The 15,117-nt window shown below is 72.5% G+C and carries 12 protein-coding genes and 1 pseudogene; 3 read left to right on the top strand and 10 right to left on the bottom strand.

From position 1 onward, the window contains the following. Positions 1-140, bottom strand: a pseudogene (locus ACWC9T_RS29380) (ABC transporter ATP-binding protein); the annotation flags it as partial. Positions 141-310: 170 nt separating this feature from the next. Further along, positions 311-2,458: a restriction endonuclease gene (locus ACWC9T_RS29375; RefSeq protein ID WP_449824070.1), complete on the bottom strand. Its 2,148-nt coding sequence runs from the start codon at positions 2,456-2,458 to the stop codon at positions 311-313. Positions 2,459-2,906: 448 nt separating this feature from the next. Here ACWC9T_RS29375 and ACWC9T_RS29370 point away from each other — a divergent pair, with 448 nt between their 5' ends. Next, positions 2,907-3,845 (top strand): DUF2797 domain-containing protein, encoded by a 939-nt coding sequence (locus ACWC9T_RS29370; RefSeq protein ID WP_449824069.1) that lies wholly within the window; start codon positions 2,907-2,909, stop codon positions 3,843-3,845. 87 nt (positions 3,846-3,932) lie between these two features. Here the strand turns inward: ACWC9T_RS29370 and ACWC9T_RS29365 are convergent, their stop codons facing one another. The 6 genes from ACWC9T_RS29365 to ACWC9T_RS29340 all read right to left on the bottom strand — a co-directional run bounded on the left by ACWC9T_RS29365 (position 3,933) and on the right by ACWC9T_RS29340 (position 9,154). After that, the gene (locus tag ACWC9T_RS29365) at positions 3,933-4,298 is read right to left on the bottom strand and encodes a hypothetical protein (RefSeq protein ID WP_449824068.1); all 366 of its coding nucleotides are present in this window, start codon (positions 4,296-4,298) and stop codon (positions 3,933-3,935) included. Next, positions 4,295-4,822, bottom strand: a complete 528-nt coding sequence (locus ACWC9T_RS29360; RefSeq protein ID WP_449824067.1) for a DUF6232 family protein — start codon at positions 4,820-4,822, stop codon at positions 4,295-4,297. The genes ACWC9T_RS29365 and ACWC9T_RS29360 overlap by 4 nt, the downstream gene beginning before the upstream one ends. 300 nt (positions 4,823-5,122) lie before the next feature. Then, positions 5,123-5,431 carry a hypothetical protein gene (locus ACWC9T_RS29355; RefSeq protein WP_449824066.1) on the bottom strand — a complete coding sequence of 103 codons (309 nt, stop codon included), beginning with the start codon at positions 5,429-5,431 and terminating at the stop codon, positions 5,123-5,125. Positions 5,432-5,775: 344 nt separating this feature from the next. Continuing rightward, a complete protein-coding gene (locus tag ACWC9T_RS29350; protein WP_396248856.1) occupies positions 5,776-6,513 on the bottom strand; it encodes a succinate dehydrogenase/fumarate reductase iron-sulfur subunit in 738 nt (245 codons plus the stop codon). Further along, a complete protein-coding gene (locus ACWC9T_RS29345; RefSeq protein ID WP_449824065.1) occupies positions 6,510-8,453 on the bottom strand; it encodes a fumarate reductase/succinate dehydrogenase flavoprotein subunit in 1,944 nt (647 codons plus the stop codon). The genes ACWC9T_RS29350 and ACWC9T_RS29345 overlap by 4 nt, the downstream gene beginning before the upstream one ends. Then, entirely contained in the window at positions 8,450-9,154 is a 705-nt protein-coding gene (locus tag ACWC9T_RS29340) for a succinate dehydrogenase cytochrome b subunit (protein ID WP_449824064.1), read from the bottom strand. The genes ACWC9T_RS29345 and ACWC9T_RS29340 overlap by 4 nt, the downstream gene beginning before the upstream one ends. A 96-nt stretch (positions 9,155-9,250) precedes the next feature. Between ACWC9T_RS29340 and ACWC9T_RS29335 the strand changes: the two genes are divergently transcribed. Then, positions 9,251-10,171 (top strand): LysR family transcriptional regulator, encoded by a 921-nt coding sequence (locus ACWC9T_RS29335; RefSeq protein ID WP_449824063.1) that lies wholly within the window; start codon positions 9,251-9,253, stop codon positions 10,169-10,171. A gap of 73 nt (positions 10,172-10,244) precedes the next feature. On the opposite strand, the gene ACWC9T_RS29330 is transcribed toward ACWC9T_RS29335, so the two are convergent. Beyond that, complete coding sequence (locus tag ACWC9T_RS29330) at positions 10,245-10,733, bottom strand: glutathione peroxidase (protein ID WP_449824062.1); 489 nt, start codon at positions 10,731-10,733, stop codon at positions 10,245-10,247. 159 nt (positions 10,734-10,892) lie between these two features. Then, entirely contained in the window at positions 10,893-12,674 is a 1,782-nt protein-coding gene (gcl, locus tag ACWC9T_RS29325; protein WP_449824061.1) for a glyoxylate carboligase, read from the bottom strand. 778 nt (positions 12,675-13,452) lie between these two features. Here gcl and ACWC9T_RS29320 point away from each other — a divergent pair. Continuing rightward, positions 13,453-14,934 (top strand): SulP family inorganic anion transporter, encoded by a 1,482-nt coding sequence (locus ACWC9T_RS29320; RefSeq protein WP_449824072.1) that lies wholly within the window; start codon positions 13,453-13,455, stop codon positions 14,932-14,934. The last annotated feature ends 183 nt before the right edge of the window (positions 14,935-15,117 follow it).

The raw sequence follows: 15,117 nt of genomic DNA, 5'->3' as shown, positions 1-15,117 counted from the left end.
GTGAACTCGCCCTGGGGGAACGCGATGCTGACGTCGTCGAGGGCGACCACGCGGGTCTCGCCCTCCCCGTAGACCTTGTTCAGGCCGGTGGCGCGAGCGGCGGCGCGGCCAGTGAGGACTGCGGTTGCGGGGAACGTCACGTGGACTCCTGGGACGAATCGGATTTTCCTACCGTTCCATCCTCCCAAGCCGTTCGAATGCGACGTGTATGCCGAGGAGGCGACCGACCCCCGCCGACCCGACGGTGCGGCGGGGGCCGTCTCCTCCTCAGGTATGACGCCTCTCCCTGAGGACCAAAGTTCCCGGTGGGCTACTCCACCGCGACGCCGAAGGCGGTGGCCAGCCCGGCCAGACCGTTCGTCACCGCGCGGCCCGAGGGCGCGAACTGCCAGCCGCCGTCGGCCCGTCGGAACGCGCCCAGGAGCATCGCCGAGTCCGGGATGCCGCCGTTGGAGCCCGGCCACTTGGCCGGTCCGGCGGCGCCCGGCCCGTACGAGGCGGCCACGGCGAGCCCGTACACATAGCCGAGCGGCAGCGCCGGTGGCTCCTCCTCCTCGGTGGAGACCGCGACCACCACCTCGTCGACGGCCGCCGGCAGCCGGCGCAGGTCCAGGGTCAGCCGTGCCGCCCGGGTCGGCTCGCCCGGCACCGAGCGGGTCGGGTGCAGCCGGACGGCGCCGTCCGGGTCCTGCGGGTTGTTGAAGAACACGAAGTGCTCGTCGCTGAGCACCCGGCCCTCGGCGCAGAGGAAGGCGGTGACGTCCAGCTCCACCGCGTCCCCGCCGGCGGTGCGGCTCTGCCAGCTGACCGTGAGGGCGCTCTGCGCGGCGCGCGGCTCCTCGCTGGGCTGCTCCCGGGCCGGGGCCGGGGCGCGCCCGCCGCCGAGGCGGCCGCGCAGCCCCTGCTCGGCCAGCAGCTCGACCAGCTCCGGCCCGCTCAGCAGGGTCAGCGGCTTGCCCTCGATGTAGCTGTACGAGCCGCGGCCGAAGCCCGCGGTGGTGACCAGGATGCCCTTGATCGCGCCGTGGTGGCGGACGGTGGACTCCAGGTCGCGCACGGCCGTCGGCGGGACGGTCTTCTTGTAGCGCTTGGCCTGGATCACGATCTTGCCGCCGGTCACCGGGTCCAGGTCCTCGGCGATCACGTCCACCCCGACGTCACCGCTGCGGGCCGTGGTCATCACCCGGAAGCCGCGCAGCCGGAACAGCTTGGCGATCAGGTCCTCGAACTCGATCGGGTCCATCTCGAAGAGGTCCGGCTCGTCCTCGCCGCCGTGCCCGGCCAGGCTCCCGCCGACCGTCTCCGGCAACCGGTCCGGCTTCACCTCGTCCAACCGCTCCGGCCGTGCGGACACCTTGCCGCCCAGGCCCTGGAAGCACTCCACCGGCGCCACCCGGTCCAGCGCCAGTGCGGCGAACTCGGTTCGGGAGACGGTCAGCGTGGACAGGAAGCGCTCGGCCTCCCGGCCGGTCGCCGGGTCGATGCCGAGGACGAAACCGTTCAGCACCACCGAGTCCAGCATCCCGTCCCGGTCCGCCCGGAACAGCTCCGCGGCCACCCGCAGCGCCGACTGCGCCAGCACCTCCCGGTACAGCGCCTTGCGCTCGGTCGCCGGGCGGGCCACCTCGGCCTCGCGGTCGTCCGTCTTCACGTACCGCACCCGGGAGGCGGCCGGCACCACGTCCGGACCGGGCAGCTCCCAGTTCACCACCAGCTGACGGCTGGTCGCCTCCCAGGCCGCCACCAGCCGGTGCGGGAAGCCCTCCGGCCAGGCCTCCGAGGCGTACAGACCGGCCGTGAAGTACTCCTGCACCGCCTCCGGCTCACCCGCCCGCAGCCGCCGCAGCAACTCCTCGGTACCAGCCCCGCGCTCCTCCTCCTCGTGGCGGAAGCGCTCCGCCCAGGCCAGGTACTCCTGGTGGTACGCGGCCAGCCGGCGCTGCCGGTCCGCCTCCCGCGCCTGCGCGGCGTACCAGTCCTGCTCGAACCGGGCGCGGGCCTGGGCCACGTACTGCTCGTACTGCCGCCGCACCCCGGCGTTGCGGGCCTGCGCTGCGTCCGGCGGCGGCACGTGGTAGGCGGCGGAGGTCTGGTCGGGCATCGGCACCGGCTCGCCCAGCGGCCCCGGATCGAACGGCGGCACCGGACGCGGCGCCAGCAGCGCCTGCGGCCCGAACCCCGGCGCGGCCAGGCCGGCCGCCAGCAGCCCGCGCAACTCCTCGACCCGGGCGTCCAGTTCGGCCGTCTGCCGGGCCGCCTCCGCCTCCCGCGACTGCTGGTACGCCCGCTGCGCCTCCCGCTCGTTACGGGCGGCCGCCCGCTGCGCCTCGCGCTGCGCGCGCTCGTGCCGACGCAACTCCGCCGCCTCGGCGCGCCAACGGGCCTCCTCCCGACGCTGCTGCTGCCGCTGCGCCTCCGCCCAGACCGCCAGCACCCCGCTGTTCCGCCGCCCCGCCACCGTCCACCCCTTCGCGCTCCGTACCGACCTGGCCGCCCGCGCCACCTCCCGGCGACACCGCCGACCGCGCCCGCCACAATAGAACGTGGACACCCGACCGGGGCAAGCGCCTACGACCTGCGGGGCTTGCGCCCGGGCGGCGGGGCGCCTCCGCCCCGACGGGGCATCAGTTCCCCTCCGCCCCGCACCTCCGCCCCGCCGTCACGGCCTGCGCCCCCGGAAGGTGCGGCGCAGGCCGCCGACCCAGGCCTCGGGGTTCTCCCAGGGGATGAAGTGCCCGCCGTGCTCGTGGGCGGTGAGGTCGACGTGGTGGTACCGGTCGGCCCGGTCGCTGTCGAGGAAGCCCGTAACTGTCTGACTTCCTCATGCATCTCTCCGGAGCGACGTCAGCGCTGTCAGCGGCGGCGGGTAGCCTCGCCTGATCGAGGACCTACAGGGAGGGATGCCCGTGACGATCCCCGCACCGCAGCACCCGGACCGGCCCGCCGGCTGGATCTCCACCGGCCTGAGCTGGCACGACGGCCGGGCCCTGCTCGGCGCCGTGCGCGGCACCACGGTGCACGAGCGCGCCGTCGCGCCGGGTACGGAGGTCGGCTGGCTGCTCGGCGGCCCGCGCCGCTGCACCGGGGCCTGGCTGGCCGGGGCGACGGAGCGCACGCCCTGCCCGCACCACGCGGTGATCGACCCGGACGGCAGCGCGACGCAGTGCCCGGCCTGCCAGAGCGTGGACCGGGGCCTGGCCCTGGCCCGGGACCAGATCCTGGACGACGGCCGCACCTACCTGCTCTACCTCGCCTGGTTCGGCGAGGGCCTGCTGAAGATCGGCCTGACCGCCGAGCAGCGCGGTGACAGCCGACTGCTCGAACAGGGTGCGCTGGCGTACGCGTTCACCGCGCGCGGCAGCCTGCCCGCGATCCGCCGCGCCGAACTCACCGTCGCCGCCGCGGGGATGGCCCGCGAGCGGTTCAAGTCCCGGCTGAAGACGGATCACTGGTGGGCACACGGCGACGCCGGGTACCGCCGTACGGTGCTCACCGAGGCCCGCGTCCAGGCACACCGGCTGCTGGACGGCCACGCCCTGGAGCTGCTCGCCGACCGCCCGGTGGTGGACCACGTCGAGCGCTTCGGCCTGGGCGGCGGCGCCCCCGAGACCTACCGGGTGATCGCCGGGCTGACCGCGGGCGCGGTGATCGCGGGCACGCTGCGTCCGCCGGTGGGGCGACACCTCTTCCTGGACCAGCCGGACGGCGCCGGCCCGCTGCTGCTGGACACCCGGCGGCTCACCGGCTGGACGCTCACGCCGGTCACCGGCCGGGGCTCGGAGGGGCTGGTTCTGGAGAGGAGGGTCCGCCCGCCGGAGCCTGACACCCAGGAGGCGCTGTTCTGAGCTCGGCCATCTTCTGGCACTGGTTGCCCGTTGGAACCATTCGACCTTCGAGCCCGGCCGGCGCCCGGGCAGGCGTCGGCCGGCCGATCAGCCGCTGATCAGGGCCAGGAGCTGGTTCGCCAGGCCCAGCGCGGGCGTGGCGGCATCGCCGATGCGCTGTGTCACGCCGGCCAGCAGGAGGAGGGTGTTGCGCCAGCCGCGCCGCTCCTCGGAGGCCGGGTCGCGCAGCACGGGGAGGGCTTCGGTGAGGCTCTGCCGGTCCTCCTCGTGCACCCGCGAGTCGCGCGCCAACTCGGCCACCACGGCGGCGAGCTGGGCGAACATCGCGGCGATCTCGGGCGGCAGGGCCTGGTCGCCGACCGGGCCGTTGTTGTGCTGGACGCCGACGTTGTGGTGGCCGCCGTGGATGGTGACCTGGTCGCCGACGTGGATCTGCGGATTGTTGCCGCTCATTTGCTGACTCCCGTGTTCCCCTGGCCGCCGTAGATGTTGACGTTGTCGCCGAACTGGTAGTGCCGCAGGTCGACGATGATGCTGCTGACGAACTGCTGGAACTCGATCTGCGGGTTCTCGATCGCCTGTGTGATGGCGGCCTGCAGTTCGTGCGCGGGCGCCGGTGACTCCCAGGCCAGTAGCGCGGTCGGCGGCCCCGCCGTGTCGACGGTCAGCGCGTGCAGGCGCTTCTGGCGCAGGACCGGCAGGGTGAAGATCAGGAAGTAGAGCACCACGAGGACCAGCGCCAGCACCGCGACCCAGCTCGAGTCGGAGTTCCGCCCGCTTCTGCTCAGCGAGTCGGAGGCGCCGGTGAAGGAATTGAGCCCGATGATCACGAACGCGACCGGGATGACCGTGCCCGCGAGCTTGAGGAACCGTACGATCGCGCCGAGGTAGTCCGGCACGATGATCGTGATGCTCACCCGGGCGATGTTCGCCAGCGGGTACGCTGCGGCCCCGACCCAGAGGAAGCGCCTGGTCACGGCCACCCGGATGGTGGACCGGGAGTGTGAGAGCGCGGGTATCGGGGGCGGTGGGGCCGCTGGTGGAGGTGCCGACGGTGGCGGCGGGGTGAACGGTGTGGATCCGGTTTGACCGGACCAGGTCGAGTCAGCCGGTTCGGTCGGCTGCATGTGCATTCCCCCAAGGCTTTCGAGCGCGGTACGACAATAAACCAGCATGCTTCAGTCATGCACAAGTTCTTTGTCGGACTCAGACGTTGACGGATCATCGGAAGGTCCGGCAATGCGCACTCGATCACCGAGCCGGGGCAGCCCCCGGGTTCAGTCCAGCTTGCTGCGCACCCCGCCCGGCCCCGAGCGAGCCCGGCGCGACAGCGGCGGTCGGGACGGGCGAACGTCGCCGCGTCCGAGGACGGGCTCGACGCTCTCGGCGGCGCGCCGGGCGAGCGCGGCCCGGGCGGCGGCCAGCGCGACCCGGGCGAGCAGCGGGTCCTCCCGCTCACCGGCCGTGCGCTTGGCCGTCTGACAGGAGGAGCACCAGACCGGCGAGGCCGGCCCGTCCGGGTAGACCATGTCCTCCGGCGGCAGGTAGTGCCCACCGCACTCGACGCATTCGAAGACCAACCTCATCCGACGATCACCGTCCCGGATCCGTGGCACCGACCGCAGGGTGACCAGAAGGTGTGAATCCTGGGCACCATGCTCCCTTCCTGGTCCAGTTCGACCGTTGCCTCGGTCTTCTGGGTCCCCCCGGACCCGCCGCAGCCGGAGCAGGACTGAACCTCGGGCATATGCCGTCCTTCCGTAGCGGAGGACCACCGTAGCGCGATTTCCGGTCACGCAGCACCGCTCGCGGCGATCCACCACCCGTACGGGGAGCGTGAGATGCCCGCGCACGCCCTGCCGCGAAGAGCGTCGGTCCCCCGCGCGAGCACCTGCGCGAGGGACCGACCGACCATGGGGGAGAGGGCGCGTCAGCTGCGGGCGGCCCGCAGGAACTCCCGGTTCATCGCCGCGATGCTCGGCAGCGGGATGCCCTTGGGGCAGGCGGTGGCGCACTCGCCGGTGTTGGTGCAGCCGCCGAAGCCCTCGGCGTCCATCGCCGCGACCATGTTCCGCACCCGGGCGGCGCGTTCGGGCGCGCCCTGCGGCAGCACGTTGAGGTGCACCACCTTGGCGGAGGTGAACAGCATCGCCGAGCCGTTCGGGCAGGCGGCCACGCAGGCGCCGCAGCCGATGCACTCGGCGTGCTCGAAGGCCGTGTCCGCAGCCTCCTTGGGGACGGGCGTCGCGTGTGCATCGGGGGCGCTGCCGGTGGGGGCGGTGATGTAGCCGCCGGAGCCGATGATCCGGTCGAAGGCCGTGCGGTCCACCACCAGGTCCTTGACCACCGGGAAGGCCGCCGCCCGCCAGGGCTCGACGTCGATGGTGTCGCCGTCCTTGAAGTGCCGCATGTGCAGCTGGCAGGTGGTGGTCCGCTCGGGGCCGTGCGCCTGGCCGTTGATGACCATGCCGCAGGCGCCGCAGATGCCCTCGCGGCAGTCGTGGTCGAAGGCGACCGGCTGGTCGCCGCGGGTGATCAGCTCCTCGTTGAGGGTGTCGAGCATCTCCAGGAAGGACATGTCCGGGCTGATCCCGCTGACCTGGTAGGTGGTCATCGACCCGGGTGCGTCCGGGCCCGCCTGGCGCCAGATGCGCAGGGTGAGGTTCATGCGTAGCTCCGCTGGGTGGGGTGGACGTACTCGAAGTCGAGCGCCTCGCGGTGGAGGACGGGTGCCGCGCCGGTGCCGGTGAACTCCCAGGCGGCGGCGTAGGTGAACTCCTCGTCGCGCCGGGCGGCCTCGCCCTCGGGGGTCTGGCTCTCGGTGCGGAAGTGGCCGCCGCAGGACTCGGCGCGGTGCAGCGCGTCCAGGCACATCAGCTCGGCCAGCTCGAAGTAGTCGACCAGCCGGTTGGCCTTCTCCAGCGACTGGTTGAGCTCCTGCCCGGTGCCGGGCACCTTGATCCGGCGCCAGAACTCCTCGCGCAGCTGCGGGATCCGCTCCAGTGCACGCTTCAGCCCTGCCTCGTCGCGGGCCATCCCGCACTCGTCCCAGAGGAGTTCGCCGAGCTCGCGGTGGAAGGAGTCCGGGGTGCGGTCGCCGTCGACCGAGAGGATCAGGTTGAGCCGGTCCTCGACCTCCGCCTCGACCTCGGTGAGCACCGGGTGGTCGGCGGGCACGGCGGCCAGCGGGTGGCGGGCCAGGTAGTCGTTGAGGGTGGGCGGCAGCACGAAGTAGCCGTCGGCCAGGCCCTGCATCAGCGCGCTGGCGCCGAGCCGGTTGGCGCCGTGGTCGGAGAAGTTGGCCTCGCCGACCGCGAACAGGCCCGGGATGCTGGTCTGCAGGTCGTAGTCGACCCAGAGCCCGCCCATCGTGTAGTGGATCGCCGGGTAGATCCGCATCGGCACCCGGTACGGGTCCTCGGCGGTGATCCGCTCGTACATGTCGAAGAGGTTGCCGTACCTGGCCTCCACCGCGTCCCGGCCCATCCGGCGGATGGCGTCCGCGAAGTCCAGGTACACGCCCTGCCCGCCGGGGCCGACGCCGCGGCCCTCGTCGCAGACGTTCTTGGCTGCCCGGGAGGCGATGTCGCGCGGCACCAGGTTGCCGAAGGACGGGTAGATCCGTTCCAGGTAGTAGTCCCGCTCCTCCTCCGGGATCTGCGCGGGCGGGCGGTTGTCACCCTTGGCCTTGGGTACCCAGATCCTGCCGTCGTTGCGCAGCGACTCGCTCATCAGGGTGAGCTTGGACTGGTGGTCGCCGGAGCGCGGGATGCAGGTCGGGTGGATCTGGGTGAAGCACGGGTTGGCGAAGTAGGCGCCGCGCCGGTGGGCCCGCCAGATCGCGGTGGCGTTGGAGTTCTTGGCGTTGGTGGAGAGGTAGAAGACGTTGCCGTAGCCGCCGGTGGCGAGGACGACGGCGTCCGCGGTGTAGCTGGTGATCTCGCCGGTGACCAGGTCGCGGGCGACGATGCCGCGGGCCCGGCCGTCCACCACCAACAGGTCGAGCATCTCGGTGCGCGGATGGATCTCCACGTTCCCGGCGGCGATCTGCCGGGACAGCGCCTGGTAGGCGCCGAGCAGCAGCTGCTGGCCGGTCTGGCCGCGGGCGTAGAAGGTCCGGGAGACCTGCACGCCGCCGAACGAGCGGGTGTCCAGCAGGCCGCCGTACTCGCGGGCGAAGGGCACGCCCTGGGCCACGCACTGGTCGATGATCTCCACCGACACCTGGGCCAGCCGGTGCACATTGGACTCGCGGGCGCGGAAGTCGCCGCCCTTGACCGTGTCGTAGAACAGCCGGCGGACCGAGTCGCCGTCGTTGCGGTAGTTCTTGGCCGCGTTGATGCCGCCCTGGGCGGCGATCGAGTGGGCGCGTCGCGGGGAGTCCTGGAAGCAGAACTGGACGACGTGGTAGCCCTGTTCGGCGAGGGTGGCGCCGGCCGCGCCGCCGGCCAGGCCGGTGCCGACCACGATCACTGTGTGCTTGCGCCGGTTCGCCGGGTTGACCAGCTTGGCGTCGAACCGCCGCTGGTCCCAGCGCTGTTCGATCGGTCCGGCGGGTGCTTTGGTGTCGGCGATCGACTCGCCGACGGTGTACTCCAGGTAGCTCACTTCACAACTCCGAACATCACGGCCACGGGAACGGACAGGAAGCCCGCGGTCAGCAGCAGCGCCAGGCCGTTGGCGGCCAGCTTCAGCACCTTGTCGCGGCGGGCGTTGTTGGCGCCGAGGGTCTGCGCGGCGCTCCAGAAGCCGTGCCGGATGTGGAAGCCGAGGGCCAGCATCGCGACGATGTAGATCACGTCGCTGTACCAGCGGCCGAAGGTGCCCACCACGTTCTGGTACACGTGCCCGTGCTCGGCGACCGGGTTCACCGTCAGCGTGGTCAGGTCGAGGATGTGCCAGACGATGAACAGCGCCAGGATCACCCCGCCCCAGCGCATGGTCCGGGTCGCGTAGCTGGCGCGCCGGCGATGGTGCACGTACTTGTTCGGGCGGGCGGCCAGGTCGCGGCGGCTGAGCTGGTACGCGGACACGCCGTGCAGCGCGACGGCGGCCAGCAGGCCGGCCCGGGCGATCCACAGGAACCACTCGTAGCGCAGGAAGGGCTCGCCAAGCGTGCGCAGCCAGTGCGCATAGCCGTTGATCTCGTCCGGCCCGAAGAAGACCTTGAGGTTCCCCAGCATGTGCGCGACCAGGTACAGCAGCATGACCAGTCCGCTGACGGCCATGACCGCCTTCTTGCCGACGGTCGACCGCCACAGGGTCAGCAGGGTGGACGGATGCCTGGCCGTCCGAGTCGCGGTTGTCATGTCGGCCACCGTAGGAAGCGGTGGGACGGTGTGTCCAAGACATGATGCAGCTCACGACGATAGGCATTGTCTATCGAGACGCCGTACGCTGGGTGGATGCAGCTCCAGCAGCTCCGTTACTTCCTGGCCGTGGCAGATACCTGCCACTTCACCCGGGCGGCCGAGTCCGTGCACGTGGCCCAACCGTCCCTTTCGCAGCAGATCCGGGCACTGGAGCGGGAGTTGGGTGCCGAGCTGTTCCACCGCACCCGGGGCAACATCGCCCTCACCGACGCGGGCGACGCCCTCCTGCCGCTGGCCCGGCGCATCGTCGCGGACGCCGAGAGCGCCCGCCTCGCCGTCCAGGAGACGGTGCAGCTGCGCCGCGGTCGGGTCCGGCTGGGGGCGCCGCCGAGCCTGTGCACCAGCCTGGTGCCGGACGTGCTGCGGGTGTTCCGGGACCGCTACCCGGGCGTGGCCCTGGGGGTGCGCGAGGGTGGCTCGCGGGACCTGGTGCGCTGGCTGGCGGCGGGGGAACTGGACCTCGCGCTGATCATCACCCCGCCGAGCGGGGAGGCGGCCCCCGCCCTCGCGGTCACCGAACTGCTGCACGAGGAGCTGGTGTTGGTCTCCGCCGCCGGGCGCGCCCGGCGCACCGTGCGGGTGGTCGAGCTCAAGGAACGGCCGCTGGTGATGTTCCGGGAGGGCTACGACCTGCGCGAGGCGACCCTCACGGCCTGCCGGGCCGCCGGGTTCGAGCCGGAGTTCGCGGTGGAGGGCGGCGAGATGGACGCGGTGCTCGGCTTCGTCCGGGCCGGGCTCGGACCGGCCGTGCTGCCCGGCATGGTGGCGGCCCGCTCGGGGCTGACCGTCACCCCGTTCGCCGGGCCGGGCCTGGGCCGCACCATCGCGGTCGCGCACGGCCGCGAGGTGCCGCTCACCCGCGCCGCCGAGGCGCTGCACACCACCCTGCTGGCCCACCTGCACGCCGCCGCCAGGGACGGCGAACTCCCGCCGGGCACCAGGCTGTTGCTGTGACGAAAGCGGGGTGACGAAAGCGGGGTGACGAAAGCGGGCCGCCCGGAGGCGGCCCGCTTTCCTGGCAGGGGCGTCAGGCCGGCAGCACGGCCTCGATCGCGGCGATCAGCTCGTCCGACTCCGGCTCGACGCGCGGGCGCAGACGCGCGACGACGGTGCCGTCCGGCGAGATCAGGAACTTCTCGAAGTTCCAGCTGACGTCCCCGGCCTGGCCCTCGGCGTCGGCCACCTGGGTCAGCCGCTGGTACAGCGGGTGCCGGCCGTCGCCGTTGACGTCGATCTTCTCGAACAGCGGGAAGGTCACCCCGTAGGTGGTGGAGCAGAAGCTCTGGATCTCGTCGGCGCTGCCCGGCTCCTGCCCGGCGAACTGGTTGCACGGGAAACCCAGCACGGTGAACCCGCGCCCGGCGTAGCGCTTCTGGAGGTTCTCCAGGCCGGTGTACTGCGGGGTCAGGCCGCACTTGGACGCGACGTTGACGATCAGCAGCGCCTTGCCCTTGTAGCCGGCGAGGGAAGCGGCCTCGCCGGCCAGGGTGTGCAGCGGGATGTCGTACAGGCTCATGGTGGTGGTCCTTTCGCAGGGATCGGCAGGAGTGCGGAAAAGGTTGTCGTCCGGGGCCACCGTAGCGGCCCCGGACGGCTCAACCGTGCCGACGCCGCCGGTGTTCCGACTGCGCGGGGGGCGTACGGAGCGGTTCGTACGCCCCGCTCCCTGACGGGGTCAGAGGGCCAGCGGCCTGATGGCGGTCGGCGCGTGCTCGGGGAGGGTGGCGAGATCTTCGAACTCGTTGACCTTGTCGATGTCGGCGGCGGCCATCGAGATGTTGGTGACCCGCTCCAGGACGGCCTCGACCACGACCGGGACGCGGAACTCGGCGGCCAGCTTCTTGGCCTCCTCGAAGGCGGGCAGCAGGCCGTCGGGCTCGGTGACCCGGATCGCCTTGCAGCCCAGGCCCTCGGCGACCTTGACGTGGTCCACGCCGTACACGCCCAGTTCGGGGGCGTTGATGTTCTCGAACTCCAGCCTGACCTGGAAGTCGATGTCGAAGTTGCGCTGGGCCTGGCGGATCAGGCCCAGGTAGGAGTTGTTCACCAGCACGTGGACGTAGGGGATCCGGTGCTGGGCGCCGACCGCCAGTTCCTCGATCATGAACTGGAAGTCGTAGTCGCCGGAGAGCGCGACGATCTGGCCCTCGGGGTCGGCGGTGGCGACGCCGAGCGCGGCCGGGATGGTCCAGCCGAGCGGGCCGGCCTGGCCGCAGTTGATCCAGTGGCGCGGCTTGTAGACGTGCAGCATCTGGGCGCCGGCGATCTGGGACAGGCCGATGGTGGTGACGTAGCGGGTCTCCGGGCCGAAGGCCCTGTTCATCTCCTCGTAGACGCGCTGAGGCTTGAGCGGCACGTCGTCGAAGTGGGTGCGGCGCTGCAGCTGTGCCTTGCGCTCCTGGGTGGAGGCGGCCCAGGCGCTGCGGTCCTTGAGCCGACCGGCGGCCTTGAGTTCCCCGGCGACCTGGACGAACAGCTCCAGGGCGGCCTTGGCGTCGGAGGCGATGCCGAGCTCGGGGGCGAAGATCTTGCCGATCTGGGTGGGCTCGACGTCGACGTGGACGAACTTGCGGCCCGCGGTGTAGACGTCCAGGCCGCCGGTGTGGCGGTTGGCCCAGCGGTTGCCGATGCCGAGGACGAAGTCGGAGGCGAGGAAGTTCTCGTTGCCGTAGCGGTGCGAGGTCTGCAGGCCGACCATGCCGGCGTTCAGCCCGTGGTCGTCCGGGACGATGCCCCAGCCCATCAGGGTCGGGATGACCGGGACGCCGGTCAGCTCGGCGAACTCCAGCAGCAGCTCGGAGGCGTCGGCGTTGATGACGCCGCCGCCGGCCACGATCAGCGGGCGCTCGGACTCCTGGAGCAGCGCGATGGCCTTCTCGATCTGGATCCGGTTGGCGGTCGGCTTGTAGACCGGCAGCGGCTGGTAGGCCTCGGGGTCGAAGTCGATCTCGGTCAGCTGGACGTCGATCGGCAGGTCGATCAGGACCGGGCCCGGACGGCCGGAGCGCATCAGGTGGAAGGCCTGCTGGAACACGCCGGGGACCTGCGCGGCCTCCAGGACGGTGGTGGCGGCCTTGGTGACGGGCTTGGCGATCGAGGCGATGTCGACGGCCTGGAAGTCCTCCTTGTGCAGCCGGGCGACTGGCGCCTGGCCGGTGATGCACAGGATCGGGATGGAGTCGGCGATCGCCGAGTACAGGCCGGTGATCATGTCGGTGCCGGCCGGGCCCGAGGTGCCGATGCACACGCCGATGTTGCCGGCCTTGGTGCGGGTGTAGCCCTCGGCCATGTGGGAGGCGCCCTCGACGTGCCGGGCGAGGGTGTGCCGGATCCCGCCGGAGGCCTTGAGAGCGGCGTAGAAGGGGTTGATCGCGGCACCCGGCACGCCGAAGGCGACCTCAACGCCTTCGAGCTTGAGGATCTCCACGGCCGCGCGGGCGGCTGTCATACGAGGCATCGGGTCTCTCCTGCGTCGGCCCGCAGTGGCTCGGAGGGCTCATCTCCTGAATTCCACGATGCGGAATCTCTGTTTCTGTATGCGGAAACACGGTAGGGTTGGGTCTGTCGGGGCGTCAAGGGGAGTTTCAACAGAATGTGGAAGCGGGGTGCGGTCGGGCGGAGATTCGTACGCCTGATCCTCGTTCGTGCTGGTGTACCCGGGGAAGCGGACGCTCCGGCCCGGAAAGCGCCCTCGGTGTGCAGCGAGGGTGAAGGGATGGTGCCCGATGTCAGCCCGCCCCGGAGGCCTGGGTACCGTCGGTGGCACGCCGGGCCAGTGACGTCCAACTGAGGCCGCGGCAGGGGGGTTTGGGAGCGTCGGGGGGCGGGGGAGTTCGCCGGCGGTCCCGTCCAGGACCAGCGCGCCCGGTCCCGCCGCACCCGAGCGGGGGACGCGCCCCCCGGCCGCACCGACCCGACATCATCCGCCGCCTCCGGCCCGCCCGGACGCGCGGCCGTACCGCCGTCGCCCCCCACCGTGCGGTCCTCCTGGTCTCTTCTCCCCTCTGCCCTGCAAACGGCTCCCCTCTGCGCCCTGCAACGGCGTGCCCGCAGCGGCGGGCACGCGGAAGGAACGTCCCCATGTGCCGCACCCCTGCCCGACCCCCGGCGGTGACCGGGTGAACCGACCGCCGCACCGGCCCGGTCGTCCGCCGGGCCGCCCCCGGAAGAACGCCCCACCGGGCCGCCCCCGGAAGAACGCCCCGCCGGGCCGCCGCCGGTCCCCGCTCGTCGCGCTGCGCGCCGTGCCCTGGCGGCACGACCTGCCCGCCTCTCTGGTGGTGTTCCTCGTCGCCCTCCCGCTCTGCGTCGGGGTGGCGGTCGCCTCCGGCGTCCCGGCCGAACTGGGACTGGTCACCGGGATCGTCGGCGGCCTGGTCGTCGGCGCCCTGCCCGGCAGCAGCCTGCAGGTCAGCGGGCCCGCCGCCGGACTGACCGTGCTGGTCGCCGACGCCGTCCAGGACTTCGGCGTCGGCGCGCTCGGCCTCCTGGCGCTCGGCACCGGCCTGCTCCAGCTGGCCATGGGTGCCCTGCGACTCGGCCGCTGGTTCCGTGCGATGTCCGCCTCAGTGGTCCACGGCATGCTGGCCGGCATCGGGCTGTCCCTGTTGTTCGGCCAGCTCTACGCGCTCGCCGATCGCCGCGCCCCCGCCACCGGGCCGGAGAAGATCGCCGGAGTGCCCGCCCTGCTGACCGACGCCGTCACCGCCGCGGCCAACCCGAGCGCGGTCGCGCTGGGCCTGGGCACCGTGGTGGTGCTCATCGCCTGGAAGCACCTGCCGGGCCGCCTGGCCCGTGCCGTCCCCGCACCGCTGGCCGCCGTCGGCCTGGCCGCGGCCGTCACCGCCGCGGCCGACCTGCCGGTGGCCCGGGTCCGCGTCGCCGGCCTGCTCGACGTCGTCCACCTGCCCGAACGCGACTCGCTGGGCGCGCTGGCCGGCACCGCCGGGCTCGGCACGGTCGTCGCCTTCACCCTGATCGCCTCCGCCGAGACCCTGTTCAGCGCCGCCGCCGTCGACCGGATGCACCACGGCCCGCGCACCGACTACGACCGCGAACTCACCGCCCAGGGCTTCGGCAACACGGTCTGCGGGCTGCTCGGCGCCCTGCCGATGACCGCGGTGATCGTGCGCAGCGCGGCCAACGTCCAGGCGGGCGCCCGCACCAAGGCCTCGCGCGTCCTGCACGGGCTCTGGCTGCTGCTGTTCACCGCGCTGCTGCCCGGCGCGCTCGGGCTGGTCCCGCTCACCGCGCTGGCCGCCGTCCTGGTGCACGCCGGCGCCAAGCTGGTACCGCTGCGCCGGATCGCCGCGCTCTGCCGCGGCCACTGGGGCGAGGCGCTGGTACTCGGGGTGACGGCGGCGGCGATCATCGCCACCGACCTGTTCGAGGGGGTGCTGATCGGCGTCGGGCTGGCGGTGGTCAAGTCCGCCTGGCAGACCTCCCACCTGCAGATCGCCGTGGAGGAGGTGGTGCTGCCGGGCGGCCGGCCGCTGCACCGGGTACGGCTCAACGGCAACGCCACCTTCCTGCGGCTGCCCCGGCTGCTGGACACCCTGGAACGGCTGCCGGGCGACCGCCCGGTGGAGCTGGACTGGTCCGGGCTGCGCCACCTGGACCACGCCTGCACCCTGGCCCTCGCCTCCTGGGCCGCCCAGCACCGGGCCCGCGCCAGCGCGCCGCTGGCCGTCGAACCGCCGCTGCCGACGGTCGCCTGACGGCTGGGACCTCGTCCGCGCTGCGAAGTGCCGTCCGAGCTGCGCCGGTACGGAGAACTCGGGCAGGTCCCACGGCCGGCCGTCGGAGCCCGCGGACGTGTCGACCGGATGGCGGACGCACTCGGAGGACGCGCCGATCTTGAGGAACCCGCTGGAGTCCTCGTCCGCAGGTGAGCACCTAAC

It is taken from the genome of Kitasatospora sp. NPDC001159 (genome assembly GCF_053598235.1).
Note: the sequence above shows the minus strand (reverse complement) of the source record. Positions and strands in the feature narration are given on the sequence as shown.

Coding starts and splice junctions, on each gene's coding strand:
- ACWC9T_RS29365 (WP_449824068.1), bottom strand. CDS start 4,298: ATGAGCGGCAACAATCCGCAGATCCACGTCGGCGACCAGGTCACCATC.
- ACWC9T_RS29355 (WP_449824066.1), bottom strand. CDS start 5,431: ATGAGGTTGGTCTTCGAATGCGTCGAGTGCGGTGGGCACTACCTGCCG.
- ACWC9T_RS29350 (WP_396248856.1), bottom strand. CDS start 6,513: ATGAACCTCACCCTGCGCATCTGGCGCCAGGCGGGCCCGGACGCACCC.
- ACWC9T_RS29340 (WP_449824064.1), bottom strand. CDS start 9,154: ATGACAACCGCGACTCGGACGGCCAGGCATCCGTCCACCCTGCTGACC.
- ACWC9T_RS29335 (WP_449824063.1), top strand. CDS start 9,251: ATGCAGCTCCAGCAGCTCCGTTACTTCCTGGCCGTGGCAGATACCTGC.
- ACWC9T_RS29330 (WP_449824062.1), bottom strand. CDS start 10,733: ATGAGCCTGTACGACATCCCGCTGCACACCCTGGCCGGCGAGGCCGCT.
- gcl (WP_449824061.1), bottom strand. CDS start 12,674: ATGCCTCGTATGACAGCCGCCCGCGCGGCCGTGGAGATCCTCAAGCTC.